This is a genomic window from Bradyrhizobium sp. Ken51 (assembly GCF_055807435.1).
This window is the reverse complement of record NZ_JBVVPB010000001.1, coordinates 187,445-210,257: the sequence shown is the minus strand read 5'-3', so window position 1 is coordinate 210,257 and position 22,813 is coordinate 187,445. Positions and strand designations below refer to the sequence as shown.

23 protein-coding genes are annotated in these 22,813 nt (G+C 63.9%); 14 read left to right on the top strand and 9 right to left on the bottom strand.

Annotated elements, in window-relative coordinates; translation table 11 throughout:
* Positions 1-4: 4 nt before the first annotated feature.
* Both pcaB and AC0L27_RS00910 read right to left on the bottom strand, forming a co-directional pair.
* Positions 5-1,384: a 3-carboxy-cis,cis-muconate cycloisomerase gene (pcaB, locus tag AC0L27_RS00915; RefSeq protein ID WP_473317845.1), complete on the bottom strand. Its 1,380-nt coding sequence runs from the start codon at positions 1,382-1,384 to the stop codon at positions 5-7.
* Entirely contained in the window at positions 1,378-1,977 is a 600-nt protein-coding gene (locus tag AC0L27_RS00910) for a glutathione S-transferase family protein (RefSeq protein ID WP_354206717.1), read from the bottom strand. The genes pcaB and AC0L27_RS00910 overlap by 7 nt, the downstream gene beginning before the upstream one ends.
* 415 nt (positions 1,978-2,392) lie before the next feature.
* Between AC0L27_RS00910 and AC0L27_RS00905 the strand changes: the two genes are divergently transcribed.
* The 3 genes from AC0L27_RS00905 to AC0L27_RS00895 all read left to right on the top strand — a co-directional run bounded on the left by AC0L27_RS00905 (position 2,393) and on the right by AC0L27_RS00895 (position 3,222).
* Complete coding sequence (locus AC0L27_RS00905) at positions 2,393-2,602, top strand: cold-shock protein (RefSeq protein ID WP_007593324.1); 210 nt, start codon at positions 2,393-2,395, stop codon at positions 2,600-2,602.
* Positions 2,603-2,700: 98 nt separating this feature from the next.
* Positions 2,701-2,943 carry a transcriptional regulator gene (locus AC0L27_RS00900; protein ID WP_275167707.1) on the top strand — a complete coding sequence of 81 codons (243 nt, stop codon included), beginning with the start codon at positions 2,701-2,703 and terminating at the stop codon, positions 2,941-2,943.
* 54 nt (positions 2,944-2,997) lie between these two features.
* Entirely contained in the window at positions 2,998-3,222 is a 225-nt protein-coding gene (locus AC0L27_RS00895) for a hypothetical protein (protein WP_275167706.1), read from the top strand.
* Positions 3,223-3,286: 64 nt separating this feature from the next.
* On the opposite strand, the gene AC0L27_RS00890 is transcribed toward AC0L27_RS00895, so the two are convergent.
* The 4 genes from AC0L27_RS00890 to AC0L27_RS00875 all read right to left on the bottom strand — a co-directional run bounded on the left by AC0L27_RS00890 (position 3,287) and on the right by AC0L27_RS00875 (position 7,779).
* Positions 3,287-3,469, bottom strand: a complete 183-nt coding sequence (locus tag AC0L27_RS00890) for a hypothetical protein (protein WP_275167705.1) — start codon at positions 3,467-3,469, stop codon at positions 3,287-3,289.
* Positions 3,470-3,841: 372 nt separating this feature from the next.
* Positions 3,842-5,119 carry a formyl-CoA transferase gene (gene frc / locus AC0L27_RS00885; protein WP_275167704.1) on the bottom strand — a complete coding sequence of 426 codons (1,278 nt, stop codon included), beginning with the start codon at positions 5,117-5,119 and terminating at the stop codon, positions 3,842-3,844.
* Between the two features lie 153 nt (positions 5,120-5,272).
* A complete protein-coding gene (gene oxc, locus AC0L27_RS00880) occupies positions 5,273-7,006 on the bottom strand; it encodes an oxalyl-CoA decarboxylase (RefSeq protein ID WP_275167702.1) in 1,734 nt (577 codons plus the stop codon).
* Between the two features lie 80 nt (positions 7,007-7,086).
* Complete coding sequence (locus tag AC0L27_RS00875; RefSeq protein WP_275167814.1) at positions 7,087-7,779, bottom strand: GntR family transcriptional regulator; 693 nt, start codon at positions 7,777-7,779, stop codon at positions 7,087-7,089.
* A 348-nt stretch (positions 7,780-8,127) separates the two neighbouring features.
* On the opposite strand from AC0L27_RS00875, the gene AC0L27_RS00870 reads away from it, so the two are divergent.
* The 11 genes from AC0L27_RS00870 to AC0L27_RS00820 all read left to right on the top strand — a co-directional run bounded on the left by AC0L27_RS00870 (position 8,128) and on the right by AC0L27_RS00820 (position 21,095).
* A complete protein-coding gene (locus AC0L27_RS00870) occupies positions 8,128-10,257 on the top strand; it encodes an acetate--CoA ligase family protein (RefSeq protein ID WP_354206713.1) in 2,130 nt (709 codons plus the stop codon).
* A 61-nt stretch (positions 10,258-10,318) separates the two neighbouring features.
* On the top strand, positions 10,319-11,161 hold the full coding sequence (locus AC0L27_RS00865; protein WP_354056106.1) for an IclR family transcriptional regulator: 843 nt from the start codon (positions 10,319-10,321) through the stop codon (positions 11,159-11,161).
* Positions 11,162-11,264: 103 nt separating this feature from the next.
* Positions 11,265-12,233 carry a tripartite tricarboxylate transporter substrate binding protein gene (locus AC0L27_RS00860; protein ID WP_473317844.1) on the top strand — a complete coding sequence of 323 codons (969 nt, stop codon included), beginning with the start codon at positions 11,265-11,267 and terminating at the stop codon, positions 12,231-12,233.
* Positions 12,230-12,715: a tripartite tricarboxylate transporter TctB family protein gene (locus AC0L27_RS00855; RefSeq protein WP_473317843.1), complete on the top strand. Its 486-nt coding sequence runs from the start codon at positions 12,230-12,232 to the stop codon at positions 12,713-12,715. Before AC0L27_RS00860 ends, AC0L27_RS00855 begins: the two co-directional genes overlap by 4 nt.
* A complete protein-coding gene (locus AC0L27_RS00850) occupies positions 12,715-14,214 on the top strand; it encodes a tripartite tricarboxylate transporter permease (protein WP_027517005.1) in 1,500 nt (499 codons plus the stop codon). The genes AC0L27_RS00855 and AC0L27_RS00850 overlap by 1 nt, the downstream gene beginning before the upstream one ends.
* Positions 14,215-14,267: 53 nt before the next feature.
* Positions 14,268-15,068, top strand: coding sequence for an NYN domain-containing protein (locus AC0L27_RS00845; protein ID WP_275167697.1), 801 nt, complete (start codon positions 14,268-14,270; stop codon positions 15,066-15,068).
* Positions 15,069-15,153: 85 nt separating this feature from the next.
* Positions 15,154-16,956 (top strand): adenine deaminase, encoded by a 1,803-nt coding sequence (locus AC0L27_RS00840; RefSeq protein ID WP_473317842.1) that lies wholly within the window; start codon positions 15,154-15,156, stop codon positions 16,954-16,956.
* A gap of 152 nt (positions 16,957-17,108) precedes the next feature.
* Positions 17,109-18,899, top strand: coding sequence for a glyoxylate carboligase (gene gcl, locus AC0L27_RS00835; protein WP_354206704.1), 1,791 nt, complete (start codon positions 17,109-17,111; stop codon positions 18,897-18,899).
* 11 nt (positions 18,900-18,910) lie between these two features.
* Positions 18,911-19,696, top strand: coding sequence for a hydroxypyruvate isomerase (gene hyi, locus AC0L27_RS00830; protein ID WP_354206702.1), 786 nt, complete (start codon positions 18,911-18,913; stop codon positions 19,694-19,696).
* 12 nt (positions 19,697-19,708) lie between these two features.
* Positions 19,709-20,596, top strand: a complete 888-nt coding sequence (locus AC0L27_RS00825; RefSeq protein WP_354206700.1) for a 2-hydroxy-3-oxopropionate reductase — start codon at positions 19,709-19,711, stop codon at positions 20,594-20,596.
* Positions 20,597-20,711: 115 nt separating this feature from the next.
* Entirely contained in the window at positions 20,712-21,095 is a 384-nt protein-coding gene (locus AC0L27_RS00820; RefSeq protein ID WP_275167690.1) for a DUF1236 domain-containing protein, read from the top strand.
* Between the two features lie 42 nt (positions 21,096-21,137).
* On the opposite strand, the gene AC0L27_RS00815 is transcribed toward AC0L27_RS00820, so the two are convergent.
* From AC0L27_RS00815 to AC0L27_RS00805, 3 genes are all read right to left on the bottom strand, one after another.
* Complete coding sequence (locus AC0L27_RS00815; RefSeq protein ID WP_354206699.1) at positions 21,138-21,515, bottom strand: VanZ family protein; 378 nt, start codon at positions 21,513-21,515, stop codon at positions 21,138-21,140.
* A 76-nt stretch (positions 21,516-21,591) separates the two neighbouring features.
* On the bottom strand, positions 21,592-22,194 hold the full coding sequence (locus AC0L27_RS00810; protein ID WP_354206698.1) for a thiamine pyrophosphate-dependent enzyme: 603 nt from the start codon (positions 22,192-22,194) through the stop codon (positions 21,592-21,594).
* Between the two features lie 11 nt (positions 22,195-22,205).
* Positions 22,206-22,772, bottom strand: coding sequence for a thiamine pyrophosphate-binding protein (locus AC0L27_RS00805; RefSeq protein WP_473317841.1), 567 nt, complete (start codon positions 22,770-22,772; stop codon positions 22,206-22,208).
* Positions 22,773-22,813: the final 41 nt, after the last annotated feature.

The following is a 22,813-nucleotide window of genomic DNA, read 5'->3' as shown; positions in this document are numbered from 1 at the left end:
GGCCTCACTCCGCATCAATGGCGTCGCCTTGCACCGCCGCGAGGACACGATCGACCTCACGGCCGGACAGGCCGATGTATCGGGCCGGGTCCGCGGCCGCCTCGATCTCATGCACGGCGATGTGGGCCGTCACGGCCGGATCTCGCGAAAGGCTCTCGGCTAGTGTCAGGCCTGAAGCGATGGCGTGCGTGCATGCCGCACTCACCATCTCGTGCGCATGATGGCGCCCGACGTGCGGAGCCAGCACCATCATGACGGCCTCGGCGGCGATGAGCCCCTGTGTCCGCCCAAGATTGGCCTGCATCGCATCGGGTCTGACGACCAGTCCGCTGCAGAGGCGAACAGCGTTGTCCATGGCCCGAGAGACCAGCACGAACGCTTTCGGCAGCAACAACCATTCGGCTTGCCACGGTCCCGTCGCCCGTTCATGGTCGTGGACCGAAGCGTCGAGCATGGCGCTTGCCAGCCGGCGCAGCGACGGTCCGGTGCTGAGAATTTGCTCGCAGATGATCGGGTTGCGCTTGTGCGGCATGGTGCTGGAGGCGCCATGGCCTTGGCCGCCTGGCTCCAGCACTTCGCCGACCTCGGTCTGCGCCATCAACACGACATCGGTCGCGATCTTGCTCAGGGTCGCCGAGATCAGGCCAAGCAGGCAAACCGTCTCGGCCAACCCATCGCGCGCGGCGTGCCATGCCACCAGGGGCTCGCCGAGTCCGAGTTCGCTGGCCAGCGCAGCGCGGACGCTGTCGCCATCATCCCCGAGCGATGCGAACGTGCCGACCGCACCGCCGAACTGGACCTGCAGGACCCTTGGTTTGAGTTCGGCGAGCCGTCGCCTGTGGCGCAGCAGGCCCGACAGCCAGACGGAAACCTTGAACCCGAAGGTGATCGGGATCGCGTGTTGAAGCTTGGTCCTGCCGACCATGGGCGTATCGCGATGGGTACGCGCCAGATCCGCAAGCGTCGATATCAGGCGCTCCAGATCGCGGTGGATGAGCTCGAGCGCGTCGCGTATCTGCATCACGAGCGCGGTGTCCATGATGTCCTGGCTCGTGGCGCCCCAATGGACGAATTCGCCATGGGGTTCGCCGGTGAGCCGGATCAACTGCTCGACCAGGTTCACGACCGGCAAGCCGGCGCGCAAAGTGCCCGCGGCCAATTCATTGAGATCGAGTAGTTCAGTACGTGCAGCGGAGGCGATCGCAGCAGCAGCCTCGGCAGGAATCACGCCGAGCTGCCCTTGAACCTTCGCCAGCGCGACCTCGACCAGAAGCATGGACTCAAGTGAATTGCGCTCACTGAAAATAGTGCGCATCGGGGCGGTGCTGAAAATATCGGCGAGGTGGCGGCTGCTGAAGACCGTTCCGGGCTCGAAACTCAGCATGGCCGTGTCGCGATCATGGATGACCGAACGCGCGCGCGTTCAAACCAGCCGGCAAGCCTTGGTCTCTCGGAACGCCATGACAGATGCCCCGCGCGAAAATCGATGTAGTCAAGTGCACAGGCGAGCCCGATGTCGCCGAGGTCGAAGCGCCGGTCATCGAGGTCGAATCGAGCTTCAATCGATGACAGCGTCCGCGCAATCGCTCGCTCCTGACGCGCAACCCAATCCGCCCAGCGCATCTCCGATGGCCTGCGCCCTTCGATAGCGCAGATGAAGGTTGCATCGATCAGGCCCTGATACAGCGCAGCGCGTCCAAGACAGAGGTGTCGTGCAGGCTGCTCGTTCGGGATCAGTCGCGAGTCGATGGTCAGATCGTGCAGGGCCTGTCCGATCGTGTCGCTCTCGGTCACAAGCGTTCCGTCGGCGAGAACGAGTGCCGGCACTTTGGAGAGCGGGTTGATGTCGGTGAAATGATGCAGCTCGAGCCAGGGGTCGACTTCGATAAACTGAATCGCGTCGTTCAATCCGAGCTCATGAATGGCGACTCTTACCTTGCGGGCGTAGGGCGACGTCTGATTAAAAAATAGCCGCATCGGTCGGTATCGATCCCTCCGTCGTCGCGCCTCATTGCGCAGCCGTACGGCTTGACTTCGATCAAGCCTAGGTCACCCCCTCGTTTTGTAAAAATGCATTATTGCGATGCATGCGTTCTGAATTGGAGAACGCCGTCGAGCGCATGTGGCGCTCGGCAGCCCTCCCAGAGCAGCTGGCGGCGAATGATGAGTGTGCTCGGTAGCGGCGTCCTGGACCTACCGCCGGGCTCCCGAGGCGTTAAATTCGGTCAAGCCTTGCAAATGGCGAGGATGAGGTATACGTTGAGGCTGTTCGTTCAGCCGCTGTGCCTTGTTGAATGCGCCCGCGGGCTCCTTTTCCATAGACATCGACGAATAGAATTTGTTCTGCGTGACGATCACGCGGAACCTGCGCGTATGCGCTTTGGAGAAGAAAATGACGACAGGTACTGTGAAGTGGTTTAACGGCCAGAAGGGCTTTGGATTCATTCAGCCGAACGACGGCGGCAACGATGTGTTCGTTCACATCAGCGCGGTCGAGCGGGCTGGTCTTGCAGGTCTCGCTGAAGGCCAAAAGGTCAACTTCGAGCTCAAGACCGACAAGATGCGGGGCAAGGTCAGCGCTGAGAATCTCTCGCTGGCCTAAAGCCTTGGTGCCGTTTCACGGATGTACTGAAACGGCCATGCCACCCGCTCGATCCCAGGATTGAGCGGGTTTTTGTCCGTTGCAAAGCAGGGTGAATAATGAGCGCCAAGAGACCGGCCGAACCGTCACCCGAAAGCATCGCGCGTTCTAACCGTCAGCGTTTGGCCGCTGAGGAAGGCGCCCGGGCGATGGTTGATGTTGGCAAGCAAGCCGTCGATGTTCGCAAGAACATGGCGCGGCTTCGAGAGCTGCGCGAAGCCAAGGAAGCGGCAGACGCCGCCCTTCAGGCATCGTTGCCAGCGGTCACGCCAACGAAGCGCAAGAAGAAGGTGACGCCATAGCTGCCTTCCATTGCGCCGACGACAACTCGGAGAGGACCGACCACATGCCCAAGAGTGCGGGTCGTGCCTAGAATCAAGTCGGATGGCGGTGGTACCATCACCTTCTTTCTCGCGCTTGGCGCGGGCCGACAGATGTGCCGTCTTGCGACGACGTTCCTGACGCAGAAACAGGCTTTCAGCTATCTTCGCAAGAACCGGACGGAGCTCGAGCGGGTGGCGCGGGCGCAGCTCGCTTCTGGTGCCGTCGAAGACGGAATCGTCGTGCTATCGATGCTGTAGATCAGGCGGATTTCGGCGCCCCGCCTTCAGCGGAATCCGCGGTCGGAGCCTGGGACCGACGCTCTTATTCAGAGCCGCTTCCCGGCTTCGCCTCCCGGGCCAATCGCTCCGCTTTCAGCCGTTCGCGATTCTCGTTGAAGGAATTCTGGTCCTTCGCATAGTCGTTCATCGGCTTCTGCGTTGTCGCCGGCTTGAACGCCTTGTTGGCTTCACGCTTGGCGCGATCAGAGGATTGATCTTTCGACATTTAAGCCCTCAATTTAATCAACGAGCGTGGTCCTGGCGAGTGCCGGACGCGCCGCCGCCGTGCCTGAACTGAAAGGCCGACTTGCCACCCTCGCAAACGAAGGAGACCAGTTCTTCAGCGTGAGGCAGATCTTTGCGAGGCGTGCTGCACTCGCTGTGGAGATGACATGCTGGCATTTCCGGGCGTGCTCGCATTCCCGGGAGCACGGCGGACGAGGGAGTAACGGCCGGCCACCGCATCAGTTCCTCGCGGACCAATCTTTAATCCAGCCTTCGCGGCGCGGCAAGCGTGCCGATCGTGCGATGCAGCTCTTCCGCATCAACAAAAAGGCCGCCGAAGCCGGCGGCCTTTCGCGTCGTGAGATAAGCCCGCTTACTCCGCGGCCTGCTTCTGCGGCGGATCAAGCGCGCCGGACTTGTGGATATCGGCGACCTGATGGTCCGAGAAGCCGAGCACGGTGCGCAGGATCTCGTCGGTGTGCTCGCCGAGCAGCGGGGAGCGCTCCACATCGCTCGGGGAGTCCGACAGCTTGATCGGGTTGCCGACCGAGATGTACTTGCCCCGGGTGGGGTGGTCGACCTCGACCACGGTGCCGGTCGCGCGCAGCGACTGGTCCTCGGCGATCTCCTTCATCGACAGGATCGGTCCGCAGGGGATGTCGTCCTTGTTGAGGATTTCCATCGCCTCGAACTTCGTCTTCGTCATCGTCCACTGTTCGATGCGGCCGAAGATCTCGTTGAGGCGCGGCAGGCGGACGGCCGGCTTGGCGTAGTTCGGATCGGTCTTCCAGGAGGGCTCACCGATCACGTCGCAGATCTTCTCCCAGACCGGGGCCTGGGTGATGAAGTAGATGTAGGCGTTCGGATCGGTCTCCCAACCCTTGCACTTCAGGATGCGGCCGGGCTGGCCGCCGCCGGAATCGTTGCCGGCACGCGGCACGGCATCGCCGAACGGAATGCCTTCGCCGAACTGGCTGTATTCCTTGAGTGGACCATGGGCGAGGCGCTGCTGGTCGCGCAGCTTGACGCGCGCGAGGTTGAGCACGCCGTCCTGCATCGCAGCCGTCACCTTCTGGCCCTTGCCGGAATGGGTGCGCTGATAGAGTGCGGTGACGATGCCGAGCGCCAGATGCAGGCCGGTGCCGCTGTCGCCGATCTGCGCGCCGGTCACCAGCGGCAGGCCGTCGCGGAAGCCGGTGGTGGAGGCGGCGCCGCCGGTGCACTGCGCGACGTTCTCATAGACCTTGCAGTCTTCGTACGGTCCGGGACCAAAGCCCTTGATCGAGGCGACGATCATCTTCGGGTTGATGGCCTGGATCTTCTCCCAAGGGAAGCCCATGCGGTCGAGCACGCCGGGGCCGAAGTTCTCGACCAGCACGTCGCACTTCTTGATGAGCTCGGTGAGAACTTCCTTGCCCTTGGGGTTCTTGGTGTCGAGCGTGATCGAGCGCTTGTTGTGGTTGAGCATGGTGAAATACAGGCTGTCCACGTTCGGGATGTCCTGCAGCTGGCCGCGGGTGATGTCACCCACACCCGGACGTTCCACCTTGATCACGTCGGCGCCGAACCATGCGAGCAACTGCGTGCAGGTCGGCCCGGACTGGACGTGGGTGAAGTCGAGAATGCGAACGCCCTCGAGCGCTTTTGTCATCGTGTTGCTCCTGTTACTCTTCTGTTTCCGTCATGCCCGCGAAGGCGGGCATCCAGTATTCGCTGAAGGTTCAGTTGGGCCTCAGTGCTCGCCTCAGGGATGATCTGGCGATCACTGGATCCCCGCTTGCGCGGGGAATGACCCGGCGGCTGGTTACTTCTTCTTCTGCAGAACGCTCTGCGGATTGAGGTTGCCGATGCGGCCGCTCTCGGAACCGGCGGCCGGATCGATCACGGCGTTGATGAGCGTCGGCTTGCCCGAAGCCATCGCTTCGTTGACCGCGCGCTTGAGCTCGTCCGGCGAGGTCGCGTTCACGCCGACGCCGCCGAAGGCTTCCATCATCTTGTCGTAGCGGGCGCCCTTGACGAACACCGTCGTCGCAGGATCGGCGTTGGCGCCGTTGACGTCGGTGCCGCGATAGATCCCGTCATTGTTGAAGATGACGACGCAGATCGGCAAATTGTAGCGGCAGATGGTTTCGACCTCCATGCCGGAGAAGCCGAAGGCCGAGTCGCCTTCCACTGCGAGCACGGGATGGCCGGTCTCGAGAGCCGCCGCGATCGCCTGGCCCATGCCGATGCCCATCACGCCCCAGGTGCCGACGTCGAGACGCTTGCGCGGCTTGTACATGTCGATGACGCCGCGGGCGAGGTCGAGCGTGTTGGCGCCCTCGTTGACGAGGATCGCCTCGGGATGATCCTTGATGACGTTCTTCAGCACGCCGAGCGCGCCGTGATAGTCCATCGGCGACTTGTTGTTCATGAGCTTCGGCGCCATCTTGGCGACGTTCTCTTCGCGCTTGGTCGAAATCGCCTTGGTCCATTCGGCCGGCGGGGCGGTCCAGCCCGAAGCCATTGCCTGGTTGAAGGCGGAGACGACCGAGCCGATGTCGCCGACGACCGGCGCGACGATCTCGACGTTGGAGTCCATTTCCCTGGGCTCGATGTCCACCTGGATGAATTTCTTGGGCGCTTCGCCCCAGTTCTTGCCCTTGCCGTGCGAGAGCAGCCAGTTCAGCCGGGCGCCGATCAGCAGCACGACGTCGGATTCCTTCAGCACCGTCGAGCGGGCAGCGCCAGCGCACTGCGGATGCGTGTCGGAGAGGAGGCCCTTGGCCATGCTCATCGGCAGGAAGGGGATGCCGCTCTGCTCGACGAAGGTTTTGATCTCTTCGTCGGCCTGCGCGTAGGCCGCGCCCTTGCCGAGGATGATGAGGGGACGTTTTGCGCTCTTCAAAACATCAAGCGCGCGCTTGATCGAAGCGGGCGAGGGGATCTGCGCGGGAGCCGCGTCGATCACCTTGACCAGCGACTTCCGGCCGGCATCGGCGTTCATCACCTGGCCGAACAGTTTTGCCGGCAGGTCGAGATAGACGCCGCCCGGACGGCCGGAGACGGCGGCACGGATGGCGCGGGCAAGACCGATGCCGATGTCCTGGGCGTGCAGCACGCGATAGGCTGCCTTGCACAGCGGCTTGGCGATCGCGAGCTGGTCCATCTCTTCGTAGTCGCCCTGCTGGAGGTCGACGATCTCGCGCTCGGAGGAGCCCGAGATCAGGATCATCGGGTAGCAGTTGGTGGTGGCGTGCGCGAGCGCGGTGAGACCGTTGAGGAAGCCGGGCGCGGAAACGGTGAGGCAGATGCCGGGCTTCTTGGTGAGATAGCCGGCGATGCCCGCCGCATAACCGGCGTTCTGCTCGTGGCGGAACGAAATCATGCGAATACCGGCCGCCTGCGCCATGCGGCCCAAATCCGTGATCGGGATGCCCGGCACATTATAGATGGTGTTGATGCCGTTCAGCTTGAGCGCGTCGATGACGAGATGGAAACCATCCGTCAATTCCTGCTCGGTGCCCGGTGCTTCGGACTTGGTCGCGGTATTCAGCATGGGCCTTGTCTCCCTGGTCTCAAGATGCCGTTTCGGGCTTTTGGGGGCGATGCCTTCGCCCTTATGGTGAACGTTGCTGGCTAGAAGAGTTCCTGACCATGCGCTTCGACGTAAGCGGCAAGGCCAAGGGTGTGATCGCGGGCGCGCTTCTCGGCGAGCTCGGTATCGCGCGCCTCCAGGGCTTCGATCATGCCGAGATGCTCGGGTAGCGACGTCGCGGTGCGGTCCTTGCGTCCGATAGTCAATTGCCGATAGCCACGCACGTGCAGCAGCAGGTCGTTGGTGAGATCGACCAGCACCGGTGATTCCGACAGCGAGATCAGCGCCTGGTGGAAGGCGATGTTGGCGCGCGAATATTCCTCGACGTGATCCTGGGGGAGGCGGTCCTTACCAAAATCCTTGAAGTAGTCGCGCAGCGCCGTGATGTCTTTCTTGCGCGCCGTGGCGGTGATGAGGCGCGCGGCCATGCTCTCCAGCGCCGCCCAGGCGCGGATCATGTCCACGATCTCGCTCTTGGTCCTTCGCACCACCATGATGCCGCGGCGCGGAACCGTCTTCACGAAACCGTCTTGCTCGAGCATCGCGATGGCTTCGCGGATCGGCGTGCGGCTCACACCCAGGCGCTCGGACAACGCGCGCTCGTCGAGCATCACCGGCTCGGGCGTCGAGTAGATGTCCATCTTGAGGATGGCTTCTTTCAAGGCGTCGTACGCCTTGTTCTTGAAGCTCGACTCCGGGGCAATACGAACGATTGCGATATCTGCCTCGGCCATGTTCGGCAACGCCTTGGTTGGTTTCCGCAGTGACACGACGAATCTCCTCCAGTGGGAGTCGTCTTTTACAGGATTATTAACGGGAAAGTTTTTGGCATACCAAATACCAAGATGTCAAGCTGCCTATTTTTTGCAGCGTTCTAAGGTGCGCGGCAGCTTGACAAGTTGGCTTCTGGCATACCAAATGCCATCGCCAGCCATTTTTGATCCATGCCGGCGGAGTAACCTTGGCTTTATGCCACTCCGTTCCGCGACATGGAACAGAGCGCGGCGAATGGAAAGCATCACGGGCAGCCGCAACACGCGCGCGCTTTGAGAACGCAAGAACCAAGGTCAAGGGAGAGCCACATGTCCAATTCCAAAGATGCCGTCCGCAAGGTGCTTGACCAGGTCAAGGCGGACAAGCGCACCAGCCTGACCGCGCCGGAAGGCAAACTGGTCTGCGATGCCTACGGCATTGCGGTGCCGAAGGAGGGTGTGGCGAAATCGGCCGGCGAAGCCGGCAAGATGGCCGCCTCGATGGGCTTCCCGGTGGTGATGAAGATCGTCTCGCCGGACATTCTCCACAAGACCGAAGCCGGCGGCGTCATCGTCGGCCTCAAGACGGCCGAAGACGCCGAGAAGGCCTACGAGACGATCCTCTCGAACGCCAGGAAGTACAAGTCCGATGCCAAGATCGAGGGTGTCCAGGTGCAGCAGATGCTGGCCGGCGGCACCGAAGTGATCGTCGGGTCGATCACCGACGCCTCGTTCGGCAAGCTGGTTGCCTTCGGCCTCGGCGGCGTGCTGGTCGAGGTCCTGAAGGACATTACCTTCCGCCTCGCGCCCGCGACCAAGCAAGACGCGCTATCGATGCTCGACGGCATCCAGGCGCATGAGATTTTGAAGGGCGTTCGCGGCGGCGAGCCGGTGAACCGCACGGCGCTTGCGGATGTCATCGTCAAGGTCTCGCAGCTCGTCACCGATTTCCCCGAGATCATCGAGCTCGATCTCAACCCGGTGTTCGCGACGGCCAAGGACGCGATCGCGGCCGACGTCCGCATTGTCGTCGACTTCGCTTACGTGCCCAAGCCGAAGCCGCGCCCGACCGAAGAGATCGTCGCGGCCATGAGCCGCATCATGCAGCCGAAGGCGGTTGCCGTGGTCGGCGCTTCGGCCGAAGACGGCAAGATCGGCAATTCCGTGATGAAGAACCTCATCAACGGCGGCTACAAAGGCGACATTTACCCGATCCATCCCAAGGCCGCCGAGATCCTCGGCTACAAGGCATACAAGAGTGTCAAGGACGTGCCCGGCGTAATCGACACCGCGGTGTTCGCAATTCCCGCGAAGTTCGTGGCAGCGGCGCTCACCGAATGTGGCGAGAAGAAAATTCCCGGCGCGGTTCTGATCCCCTCGGGCTTCGCGGAAGCCGGCGCGCCGGAGCTCCAGGCCGAGATCGTCGAAGTCGGCAAGAAGTACGACATCCGCCTGATGGGACCGAACATCTACGGCTTCTATTATACGCCTGCCAATCTCTGCGCGACTTTCTGCACCGCCTATGACGTCAAGGGCCACGCGGCGCTGTCCTCGCAGTCGGGCGGCATCGGTATGGCCATCATCGGCTTCTCCCGTTCGGCCAAGATGGGCGTGTCGGCGATCGTCGGCCTCGGCAACAAGTCCGATATCGACGAGGACGATCTGCTCGCCTTCTTCGAGCAGGATCCGAACACGAATCTGATCGCGCAGCATTGCGAAGACCTCAAGGACGGCCGCGCCTTTGCGGAAGCGGCAAAGCGCGTCTCCAAGAAGAAGCCGGTCATCGTGCTCAAGGCCGGCCGCACCTCGGCCGGTGCGAAGGCGGCCTCGTCGCACACCGGCGCGCTCGCCGGCAACGACAAGATCTACGAGGACGTCCTGGCGCAGTCCGGCGTGATCCGCGCCCGTAGCTTGCGGCAGCTGCTCGAGTTCGCGCGCGGCGTGCCGGTGCTGCCGACGCCGAAGGGCGAGAACGTGCTGATCATCACCGGTGCCGGCGGCTCGGGCGTGCTGCTGTCGGACTCCTGCGTCGACAACGGCCTGTCGCTGATGTCGATGCCGGCGGATCTGGATGCGGCTTTCCGCAAGTTCATCCCGCCGTTTGGCGCGGCCGGAAATCCCGTGGACATCACCGGCGGCGAACCGCCGATCACGTACGTCAACACGGTGAAGCTCGGCCTGACGGACGAGCGCATCCATTCGCTGATCCTCGGCTACTGGCACACCATCGTCACGCCGCCGATGGTGTTCGCCCGCAACATGGTCGAGGTGAAGAAGGAGATGGAGGCCAAGGGCTTCGTGAAGCCGATCGTCGCCTCGCTCGCCGGCGACGTCGAAGTCGAGGAAGCCGCCGAATATCTCTACCAGAACGGCATCCCGGCCTATGCCTATTCGACCGAACTGCCGGTCGAGGTTCTCGGCGCCAAGTACAAATGGGCGCGCGGGGCAGGGCTGCTCTGAGTCGACGATGCCGCTTCGCCTCTCCTCGCCTGCGGGGAGAGGTGAGAACAGTCAGGTCGCGATGGGCAGGAACGTGATCCGGCGCAAATCGATCGAGCCTCGATCGTCATCGGAGGCCGACCACGACGCGCGAGACGGCGGCGTGCAATCCGTTGACCGCGCGCTGTCGATCCTCGAAACATTGTCCGAGGATGACGAGGGCTATCGCCTCAGCGATCTCGCTGTCCGCACCGGGCTCTCCGCCTCGACCGTGCACCGCCTGCTGGCGACGCTGGAAAGCCGCCGCTTCGTGCAATTCGACCGCGCCGAATCCAAATGGCATGTCGGCGTGCGCAGCTTCACCGTCGGCGCGAGCTTTGCCCGGCGGCGCAATTTCAGCGCCCAGGCTATTCCCTATCTGCGCAAGCTGCGTGATCTCACCCGCGAGACCGCCAATCTCGCCATGGTCGACGACGAGTTCATCATCGTGCTGACCCGCATGGAGAGCCGCGAAATCATGCGCTCGCTGACCCAGGTCGGCGGCCGCGTTCCCATGGTGACGTCGGGCGTCGGCAAGGCGGTGCTCGCAACCTATTCCGACGAGGACGTCGGCGCCGTCATCCGCCATCACGGCATGCCACGCCTGACCGAGAAGTCGATCGTGCGGCCGAGCGACCTGTTCAAGGAACTCGAAAAGATCCGCAAGCAAGGCTACGCGCTGGATGATGAAGAGGCCTGCATGGGCCTGCGCTGCGTTGCCGCGGTGGTCTACAACGACTGCGCCGAGCCGCTCGCGGCGATTTCGGTCTCCGGCATGACCAGCCGGCTGACCGATCAGAGGTTACCGGACATCGGGCAAGTCGTCCGGGATGTTGCAGCCGAACTGACGGCCGCGCTCGGCGGGGTAGTTCCGACGCCCCGCTAATCAGAAACCAGGGGTATGTCACTGGACAGTGTCGGCCGTTTTGGCTGATATGCGACCAAACGACACGATGCGGCAAATGTCCGCATGAGCCCGGAGACGTCCCATGTTTCAACTTCCCGCGCGCCTCGTCGGCGCAGCCGTCGCGCTGACCCTTGCGGCAGCCACGCCGGCCCTTGCCCAGCAGCTCGAGCTCAAGCTGATGGCACCGGCGGCGCCGGGCGGTGGCTGGGACCAGACCGCGCGCTCGATGCAGCAGGCGCTGGTCGCCGCCGGCGTCGCACGCAGCGTGCAGGTCACGAACGTTCCCGGCGCCGGCGGTAGCGTCGGCATCGCGCAGTTCGTCAACGGCGCCAAGGGTGACGGCAACCAGCTGATGGTCAACGGCTTCGTCATGGTGGGCGCGCTCGCCATGAACAAATCACCCGTCACGCTCGAACAGGTGACGCCGATCGCGCGCCTCACCGAGGAAATCCAGGTGATCGTGGTGCCGGCGAATTCGCCGATCAAGAACGCGCAGGATCTGGCCGCAGCGGTGAAGGCCGACATCGCCAAGGTGACCTTCGCCGGCGGCTCGGCCGGCGGCGTCGATCATGTGATGGCGGCATTGTTCGCCGGCGCCGTTGGCGCCGACGCGAAGAAGATCAATTACATCCCGTTCTCGGGTGGCGGCGAGTCGCTCGCCGCCATTCTCGGCGCGAAGGTCACCGCCGGCATTTCGGGCCTCAGCGAATATGATGGGCAGATCAAGTCCGGCAAGCTGCGCGCGATCGGCGTGACCTCGGAGAAGCGCATCCTAGGGAGCGACATCCCGACGTTCAAGGAGCAGGGCATCGACCTCGTGATCGCCAACTGGCGCTCGGTGGTCGCGCCTCCCGGAATCACGCCGGAGCAGCGCAAGAGGCTGAGCGACGCGGTCGAGAAGATGGTGAAGTCGGACGCCTGGAAGGACATCCTCAAGCAGAAGGGCTGGGAAGATGCCTATCTCGGCGGCGACGCCTTCGCCGAGTTCCTGAAGAAGGAAACGGTACGTGTGACGGACGTGCTGAGATCAGTCGGCCTGATCAAGTCATGACCACAGGCGATCCCGTCCAGCCGCCGCGGCGCGTCGATCGCGCCGGCATCGTGATTGCGGCGTTGCTCGCAGGTCTTGCCGGGGTGCTGGTCTGGGACGCGCGCGGGCTGCAATCGACCGCGATGTACGGGATGGGGCCGGAAGCCATGCCGATCGTGATCGCCTCCGGCCTCGCGCTGCTTGCGATCGGCAATCTCGTTGACGCGTTGCGCGGCAGTCTGCCGGCACGCGAGAGCGCCGATCCCGTGCCTGTGGTCTTGATCCTCGCCGGCCTTGCGCTGCTGATCGCCATCATCGGCTTCGGCGGCGGGTTCATCCTGGCGACATCGGCGCTGTTCGTCACGACCTCGGCAGCATTTGGGCGCCGCGCCGTGCTCGTCGATTCCGCCATCGCCCTCGTGATGTCGACCCTCATTTACCTCGCGTTCGACCGGCTGTTGACGTTGAGCCTTCCGGCCGGCCCCCTGGAGCGACTGCTGTGATGGACACCTTTGCCGCGCTGGCCCACGGCATGGCGGTCGCCGTCCAGCCGATGAATCTCCTCTACGCCCTGATCGGCGTGTTCCTCGGCACCGCCGTGGGCGTGCTGCCCGGCATCGGCCCAGCGTTGACGGTCGCGCTGCTGCTGCCGGTGACGTACAAGCTCGATCCCGGCGGTTCGCTGATCATGTTTGCCGGCATTTATTACGGCGGCATGTATGGCGGATCGACCACGGCCATCTTGATCAACACGCCCGGCGAGAGCGCCTCAATGGCGACGGCGCTCGAAGGCAACAAGATGGCCAAGGCCGGCCGCGGCGGGCCGGCGCTCGCGACCTCCGCGATCGGCTCCTTCGTCGCCGGCACCATCGCCACCATCGGGCTTGCATTTCTCGCGCCGTGGTTGGTCGATTTCGCGGTGCGCTTTGGCCCGGAGGACTATTTCGCGCTGATGTGCGTCGCTTTCGTCACGGTGTCGGCGACCTTCGGCGATTCCCCGATCCGCGGCCTGACCAGCCTGTTCATTGGTCTGACGTTGGGCCTCGTCGGCATCGACAAGCTGACCGGCCAGGCGCGGCTTGCGTTCGGCGTGCCCGAGCTGCTCGACGGCGTCGAGGTGACGACGCTCGCGGTCGGCCTGTTCGCGGTGGGCGAGGCGCTCTACGTCGCATCGCGCCGCCACCACACCGAGGAGAAGCTCGAGCCGGTGCGCGGCTCGCTGTGGATGACCAAGGAAGACTGGAAGCGATCGTGGAAGCCGTGGCTGCGCGGCACCATGTTCGGCTTCCCGATCGGTGCGCTGCCTGCCGGCGGAGCGGAGATCCCGACCTTCCTGTCCTATTCTTGCGAGAAGCGGCTGACCAAATACCCCGAAGAATTCGGCAAGGGCGCGATCGAAGGTGTCGCAGGACCGGAGGCCGCCAACAACGCTTCGGCTGCGGGCACGCTGGTGCCACTCCTGACGCTGGGATTGCCGACCTCGGCGACCGCCGCGATGATGCTGGCGGGCTTCCAGCAATACGGCCTCAACCCGGGGCCGCTGCTGTTCGCCGAGCGGCCCGACCTCGTGTGGGGCCTGATCGCGAGCCTGTTCATCGCCAATTGCATGCTGCTGGTACTCAATCTGCCGCTGGTAGGCCTGTGGGTGCGGCTGCTGGCGATCCCGCAGCCGTGGCTCTATGCCGGCATCCTCGTGTTCGCGACCATGGGCACCATCGCCGCAAAGCCGTCGGTGGTTGAACTGTCGATGCTGGCCGGCTTCGGCGTGCTCGGCTTTCTGATGCGGCGGTTCGACTTTCCGATCGCGCCCGTCGTGGTCGGCCTGATCCTCGGCCCGATCGCCGAGAGCCAGCTGCGTCGCGCGCTCGCGATCAGTCTGGGCGATCCCATGACGCTGCTCCAGAGCCCGATCTCGGCGACGCTGCTTGCGCTGGCGTTGATCGCGCTGCTGGCACCCTTCGTGCTGAAAGGGATGGGACGCTTCAAGGCGAACGAGGACTAGCCATCCCGACGCGAGCGTCTTCTCGTGCTAAGTCCATCTCGTGAGGGAAAGTCATGCCGTCAGAGCTCCGTTCGCCCCGTCTCGCCGTCCTGATCGATGCCGACAATGCTTCGGCGAAGATCGCGGATGGACTGTTCGAGGAGATTGCCAAGATCGGGGAGGCCAGCGTCCGGCGCATCTACGGCGACTTCTCCAATGCCAGGTCGAGGGGCTGGGCCGACATCCTGTCGAAGCACGCCATCATCCCGCAGCAGCAGTTCGCCTACACGACGGGAAAGAACGCCTCGGACATCACCCTGGTCATCGACGCGATGGACCTGCTTCACAGCGGCCGGTTCGACGGCTTTTGCCTGGTTTCGTCGGACAGCGATTTCACCCGTCTCGCCGCCCGGATCCGGGAGCAGGGCATCGATGTCTTTGGGTTCGGCGAACAGAAGACGCCGGAGAGCTTCCGGCAGGCCTGCCGAAGGTTCGTCTACACGGAGAACCTGCTTCCCGCCCCGGCGAACACCCAGGACGCCGCCTCGCGATCGACCTCGCTTCAGCCACCTGATGCCGCAACGCCCATCATCAAGAAGGTCATCACCCAGATGGAGAGCGAGGACGGCTGGGTGACGCTTGGGGAAGTCGGCCGTCAGCTCGCCAATCTCGCGTCCGATTTCGATCCGAGAACGTTCGGCTTCCGCAAACTGAGTGACCTCGTGCGCAAGACGAATGCGTTCGAGATCGACGAGCAGAACGGGAGGTCGATGCGGATTCGGGTCAAGCCCGCTGCCGCAGCGGCCCCGAGACGACGGAACTCGCGCAGACCCGCGAGGTCAGGGACGGCAGGCACTTCGCCGCCTAAGGCGTAAGCAGGGCGTGCCGTTATATTTGCGCTTGCCCGGTCCGGCGCAGGGCGTAACCATCCCAGGGTCATAACGCCACGCGAGGGTCCTGATGACCAGACTTACCCGCTTCGCCGTCGCACCGCTGCATTCGATGACCCGCCGTCTTGCCGATGTGGCCTCGGCGCGTGTCGCGCCGGATCTCGTCGTCACCGGCGCGCGGGTGCTCTCGACCTATTCGGAGCGCATCCACGCGAGCCGCGAAATCTGGATCACCGGCGGCCGCGTTGCTGCGGTGAAGCCGACGGGTGCCGCGAAGAAAGTCTTCGGCAACGTGCCGGTTTACGACGCGGCCGGCGGCATCGTCGCGCCGGGGCTGGTCGACCCGCACATCCACATCGAATCCTCGATGGTGACGGCCTGCGCCTATGCCGAAGCGGCTCTGCTCAACGGCACCACCACGATCTTCTGCGACAGCCACGAGATCGGCAACGTGATGGACGTCGCCGGCGTCGAAGCGATGCTGGAGGACGCGCGCGAGGCGCCGCTGTCGATCTTCCTGACGGTGCCCTCCACGGTTCCTGCGACTTCGGCCGCACTGGAGACTGCGGGCGGCGACCTCACGCCGGACAAGATCGCCGGCCTGTTCGACCGCTGGCCGGAAGCCGTCGGGCTCGGCGAGAAGATGGATTTTGTGCCCGTGACCATGGGAGACGAGCGCAGCCATGCGATCCTCGCCGCTGCCTTGAAACGCGGACGGCCGGTGTCCGGTCACGTCTACGGCCGCGAATTCGTTGCGGCCTATGCGGCGAGCGGCGTCACCGACACCCATGAGGCGATCGACCGCGACATCGCCGACGATTTGCTCGATGCCAGCGTCTGGGTGTTCCTGCGCGGGGGACCGCCGACCACGCCCTGGCACTCGCTGCCGCAGGCGATCCGGACCATCACCGAGCTCGGGGCCTCGCACAAGCGCACCGCCGTGTGCACCGACGATCGCGATGCCGACGATCTCCTGCTGTTTGGGCTCGATTGGGTGGTGCGCGAAGCCGTGAAGGCAGGGATGTCGCCGGAGCAGGCCTGGTCGATGGGCTCGCTGCATGGCGCGACGCGCTTCGGCATGGACAGCGATATCGGCGGGCTCGGCGGCGGCCGCCGCGCCGATCTCGTGCTGATGGACGATAATCTGAAGCCGCAATGCACCTGGTATGGCGGCGAGCTCGTGGTCGAGAACCGCAAGATCACGCCGAAGCTCGATCAGGCGCTGTCGCAGCGCTATCAATACCCGAAGGCGGCCTATGCGACCGTGAAACTGCCCGAGAAGGTCAAGCTGACGCCGGAGCTTCCGGCGAAAGCCTGTACCGTCAACGCGATCAAGACGGCGTTGCCCGGCATCACGCTGATTCATGAGAAGATCGCGACCGAGCCCGCAAAGGACTGGCCCTCACTGTTCGCCCGCTACGGCCTGTGCTTCGTCACGGTGGTCGAGCGTCACGGCAAATCGGCCGGCAATGTCGCTTATGGCCTGTTGAAGGACTTCGGCCTGAAGCGCGGCGCGGTCGCCTCCAGCGTCGGGCACGACAGCCACAACATCATCGTTGCCGGCACCAACGAGGCCGACATGCAGGTCGCGGTCGCCGCCATCAAGGAGCAACAGGGCGCCGTCTGCCTCGTCGCTGAGGGCAAGGTGAGGGCGCTAGTGCCGCTGCCGATCGCCGGCCTCCTGTCCGACAAGCGCGTCACAGAGGTGGCCGAAGAGGTCAAGGTGCTGAAGAAGGAATGGGCGGAAGCCGGCTGCACCATTCCCTACATGGGCTTCAATCTGATTCCGCTATCGGTCATTCCGGAAATTCGTATCACCGACAAGGGACTCGTGCTGGTGCCGCAGATGCAGCTGGCGCCGCTGTTCGAGTGACCGCTTTCACGCGTGTCTCGACTTAACTGACTGAAGCTGCCGCGATTTTTCCGCGGTTGCCGCATCGTGGAAAATAAAATCGATCTCGTTGAGTGCAGCACCCGCGCGCCCGATGATCTCGCTCGAGCCAACATAACCGAGCGAGGTCCGATATGGCGAAGATGCGAGCCATCGATGCTGCCGTGCGAATTCTGGAGAAGGAAGGCATCTCGACCGCCTTCGGCGTTCCCGGGGCCGCGATCAATCCGCTCTACTCGGCGCTGAAGAAGCGCGGCTCAATCCGCCACATCCTGGCGCGCCATGTCGAGGGCGCCTCGCACATGGCCGAGGGCTACACGCGGGCCAAGGCGGGCAATATCGGCGTCTGCATCGGAACTTCGGGGCCGGCGGGCACCGACATGATCACCGGGCTTTATTCGGCGATCGCCGACTCGATCCCGATCCTGTGCATCACCGGCCAGGCGCCGCGGGCGCGGCTCTACAAGGAAGATTTCCAAGCCGTCGACATCGAATCGATCGCAAAGCCCGTGACCAAATGGGCGGTGACGGTGCGCGAGCCGGCGCTTGTGCCACGCGTGTTCAGCCAGGCTTTTCACGTGATGCGCTCGGGAAGGCCCGGCCCCGTGCTGATCGATATGCCGCTCGACGTGCAGCTCGCCGAGATCGAGTTCGACGACGAGACCTATGAGCCGCTGCCGGTCTACAAGCCAACCGCGACCCGCAAGCAGGTCGAGAAGGCGCTGGAGATGCTCAATGCGGCCGAACGGCCGCTGATCGTCGCGGGCGGCGGCGTGATCAATGCTGACGCCTCGGAATTGCTGGTGGAGTTCGCCGAGATCGCCAACGTGCCGGTCGTGCCGACGCTGATGGGGTGGGGAGCCATCCCGGACGACCACGTGCTGATGGCCGGCATGGTCGGTCTTCAAACCAGCCATCGTTACGGCAATGCCACCATGCTCGAATCCGATTTCGTGCTCGGCATCGGCAATCGCTGGGCAAACCGCCACACCGGCTCGGTCGAGACCTACACCAAGGGTCGCACCTTCGTGCATGTCGACATCGAGCCGACCCAGATCGGGCGCGTGTTCAATCCCGATCTCGGCATCGTCTCGGACGCGAAGGCGGCACTCGAACTGTTCGTCGTCGTCTCCAGGGAGTGGCGCCGGTCAGGCAGGCTGCGCGAGCGCCAGGCGTGGCCTGCTTCCTGCCGCGACCGGAAGAAGACGATGCTGCGCAAGAGCCATTTCGACAACGTCCCGATCAAGCCGCAGCGCGTCTACGAGGAGATGACCAAGGCCTTTGGCCGTGACACCTGCTACGTCTCCGTGATCGGCCTGTCGCAGATCGCCGGCGCGCAGTTTCTGGGTGTTTACAAGCCGCGCAACTGGATCAATGCCGGGCAGGCGGGACCGCTCGGCTGGACGCTACCCGCGGCGCTCGGCGTGCGCGCGGCGTGTCCGGATCGGGACATCGTCGCGCTCTCCGGTGACTACGACTTCCAGTTCCTGATTGAAGAGCTCGCGGTCGGGGCGCAATTCAATCTGCCCTACATCCACGTCGTCGTGAACAATTCCTATCTCGGCTTGATCCGCCAGGCCCAGCGCGGCTTCGACATGGACTATCACGTCCAGCTCTCGTTCGAGAACATCAACGCGCCCGAACTCGGCGGCTACGGCGTCGATCACGTCGCCGTCGCCGAAGGGCTCGGCTGCAAGGCGATCCGCGTCACCGATCCCAAGGACGCGCAGGCCGCGTTCGCCACTGCGCGCGAATGGATGGCGAAGCACCGCGTGCCCGTGATGGTCGAGTTCATTCTCGAACGCGTCACCAACATCGCGATGGGCACGGAAATCGACAACATCGTCGAATTCGAGGAGGTGCTGGATTTGCCGCTCGACGAGGTCACGACCGCGCAGTCCGGCGTGCTGCAGCCGGCCGAATAGGGACCAGCATCATGCCGAAATTCGCTGCCAATCTCACCATGCTCTTCAACGAAATGCCGTTCGTGGACCGCTTCGCCGCGGCCAAAGCGGCGGGCTTTTCCGGGGTCGAGTACCTCTTCCCGTATGATTTCGACAAAGCGCAGCTGCGCGAGCAACTCGACAGTCATGGGCTGACGCAGGTGCTGCACAATCTGCCGGCCGGCAATTGGGCGGCAGGCGAGCGCGGCATAGCGATCCTGCCGGATCGTGTCAGCGAGTTCAGGGACGGCGTGTTTCGCGCCATCGACTATGCCAAGGCGCTCGATTGCGAGCAGCTCAACTGTCTCGTCGGCATCGCGCCTGTCGATGCCGATCCGCGCGAACTCAACGAAACCCTGGTCGCAAATCTGCGCTTCGCAGCTTCGACGCTGGCGCGGGAGAACATCAAGCTTCTGGTCGAGCCGATCAACACGCTCGACATTCCTGGCTTCTTCCTCAACGGCACCGAGCAGGCGGTGCAGCTGATCTCCGAAGTCCGCTCGAACAATCTGTTTATCCAGTACGATATCTATCACATGCAGATCATGGAGGGCGATCTCGCCCGTACCATGCAAGAATATCTCCCGCAGATCGCGCACATCCAGCTCGCCGACAATCCCGGCCGTCACGAGCCCGGCACCGGCGAGATCAACTATCCCTTCCTGTTCCGCCATCTCGACGCGATCGGCTATCGCGGCTGGATCGGTTGCGAATACAAGCCGCGCACCACGACGCTGGAAGGCCTGTCCTGGCACGCCGCGCAAACGTTTGAGACCTGAGGAAACTTTGACATGATCGACATCGGCTTTATCGGACTTGGCACCATGGGACGGCCGATGGCCGGCCATCTTCTGGCCGCAGGCCATCGCGTTCTCCTGCACGATGTCGGGCCGGTCGCACCCGAGTTGATTGCTGCCGGCGGCGTTGCCTGCAAGTCAAGCAAGGAGGTCGCGGAGGACGCGGATGCGATCATCATCATGGTGCCGGATACGCCGCATGTGGAGGCCGTGCTGTTCGGCAAGGACGGTGTCGCGGGCGGCATTTCCAAGGGCAAGATCGTGGTCGACATGAGCTCGATCTCGCCGCTGGCGACCAAGGAGTTTGCGAAGAAGATCGAGGCGCTCGGCGCGGATTATCTCGACGCACCGGTGTCAGGCGGGGAGGTCGGTGCCAAGGCGGCAAGCCTCACCATCATGGTCGGTGGCCCCGAGCGCGCCTTCAACACCATGAAGCCGATCTTCGACCGGATGGGAAGGAATGTCACCCGGGTCGGCGCCAATGGCGACGGCCAGACGACGAAGGTCGCCAACCAGATCATCGTCGCGTTGACGATCGAGGCGGTCAGCGAAGCGCTGCTGTTCGCGTCGAAAGCCGGTGCGGATCCGGCGCTGGTGCGGCAGGCCCTGATGGGCGGCTTTGCGTCGTCGCGGATTCTCGAAGTGCATGGCGAGCGCATGGTGAAGCGCAATTTCGATCCCGGCTTCCGCATCGAGCTGCACCAGAAGGATCTCAACCTCGCGCTTGAAGGCGCCCGCGTCCTCGGCCTGTCGCTGCCGAGCACGGCAGTGGCGCAGCAATTGTTCTCGTCTTGCGCCGCGCATGGCGGCAAGGGTTGGGATCACTCGGCAATGGTGCGCGCGCTGGAACTGATGGCGGGGCACGAGATCGCCGCGACCTGAACTGTTACCGGGTAACAGTCTCCACTTGTAGTTCTGCCTAGATCGGGCGGGGAACCGGAACAATGATCCGGCCCCGCGGTTGAAGGCGCACAACAATCACTGGAGACATAAGCACATGAAAACCCGTCTTGCGATTTCGTTGGCTGCCGCGTCGCTGCTGGCGTCGAGTGCGGCCTTTGCTCAGTCGACGACCGAAGAAGGCGCCAGGAACGGCGCACGCGCGGGCGGCGACATTGGCGGCCCGGTCGGAGCGATGGTCGGTGGTACCGTCGGCGCCGCTGTCGGCGCCGGTCTGGAAATTCCGAATGCCATTCTGGGCGGTATCCCGCGTAGTGAATCCGTAGTCGTTGAGGATCGCGTCGTGGTCGGCGAGCCACTGCCGCCGACCGTGGTGCTGCGGCCCGTGCCGAACTACACCGAATACCGCTATGCGGTCGTAAACGACCGCCGCGTGATCGTGGAGCCGCGCACGCGCCGCGTCGTCAAGATCATCGACTGATCGATCGAGCGTGAGCTTTGAAGAGACGGGCCCTGCGGAGCATCACTCCGCGGGGCCTTGGCTCGTCAGGGCCGGATTCGCGCGAAACCGCGTCATGCCCCAATCGGCGATGGCCGCGAGCGCGAAGCCGATGCAGGTGGTGCCGGCATCGACCAGAAAGTCCTCCAGCCGCGCATGCCGTCCCGGTGCCCAGAATTGCATCAGTTCGAGCAGGCCGATCAGCACCACCGCGATGGCCGTGGTCGACAGGCGGCGGCGCGGATAGGCGAGGCCGAAGGCTAGTCCCACCAGGACGAAGGCAAGGGCATGTTCGCCGTCCTGGCCAAGGTCGGAATGGGGCCGCAGGCCGGGCGGGCCGAGGGTTGCAAAGGCGACGGCGGCGGCAAGCAGCCAGGCAGAGGAGCGAACCAAAATGGACATTCGCACCGCTTAGCATGGATTGCAGCAGCTTGCCGAGGCGCCGGGATCAGATCGCCGTGTAGTTAATGACGAAACGTTAAAGCGGCTCGCGCACGCCAAGGCCGTGCATGAAGCGTTCCCGGATCTGTACGGGATCGCGTCGGGTGGCGCCGACGCCGGGCTTGTCATCGATACGGACGGCGATCAGGCTGGGCTCCGACGCCGACATGGCTTCCTCGACCAGGCGCTCGAAATCCTCCTCGTCCGCGGCCCAGGCGCTGTTGGCCAGCCCGGAGCCGGTCGCGATGGCGACGATGTCAGCCACGTTCGCGGCCGGTGTCGGCTGCGCGCCGGTGATCTGGTAGATGCCGTTGTCCATCACGATCATGGTGAGGTTCTTCGGCTTCAACGCCGCGATCGTCGAGAGCGCGCCGAGCTGCATCAGCAGCGAGCCGTCGCCTTCGAGCGCAAAGACGCGCCGCTCCGGCTGCGCCAGCGCCACGCCCAGCGCGATCGGGAAGGCGAGCCCCATGCTGCCGAGCATGTAGAAATTCTGCGGACGGTGGCCGGCGGCCCAGAGGTCGAAATTGGTGTTGCCGATGCCGCCGATCACGGCTTCCTGGTGCTCGAGTTTCGCGATCAGGCGCGAGGTGACGTCGAAGCGGTTCATCACTTTGGTGTTGCGCGCGTCTGTATTCATTCGGGCCGGCCTCACTTGTTGAACACCTTGCCGCCGGTGAGCAGCGGGTTGAGGATCAGTGCCACCGGCGACTGCGTCGTCACGGCCTGCTTGATCGAACGGTCGGCAATGAATTCGAGCTCGTCGAGCCGGGTGATGGTGTGATGCTCCAGTGCCAACGAATCCAGCACCGGACGCATGGTGCGGCAGACCAGTGACTGGCCGTAGTTGAACTCGCCGAGGGTGCCGCGCTCGGACACGAACATGATGAGCGGAATCTGGTAGGGCACCGCGAGCGAGGCCAGCACGTTGGCGAGCGTCGCAAAGCCCGAGGTCTGCATCAACACCGCGCCTCGTCGTCCGCCCATCCAGGCGCCCGAGACGATGCCGACGGCCTCCTCCTCGCGGGCGGTGGCAAAGGTGGTGAAGAACGGATCGGCGTGCAGGTTCTTGATCAGCGGCGTCAGCACGCGGTCAGGCACGTAAGGGACGAGGCTGATCTCGTTCCGCTTCAGGGTTTGCAGGACGATGCCGTGCCAGCTCGTGTCACTGGAGGTCTGCGCCGCCTCGGACGAGGTTTGTTGCTCCGCAATCGGCATTGCGTTCTCCCTTCGGCCGCGCATGCTTCTTGGTCTTTGCC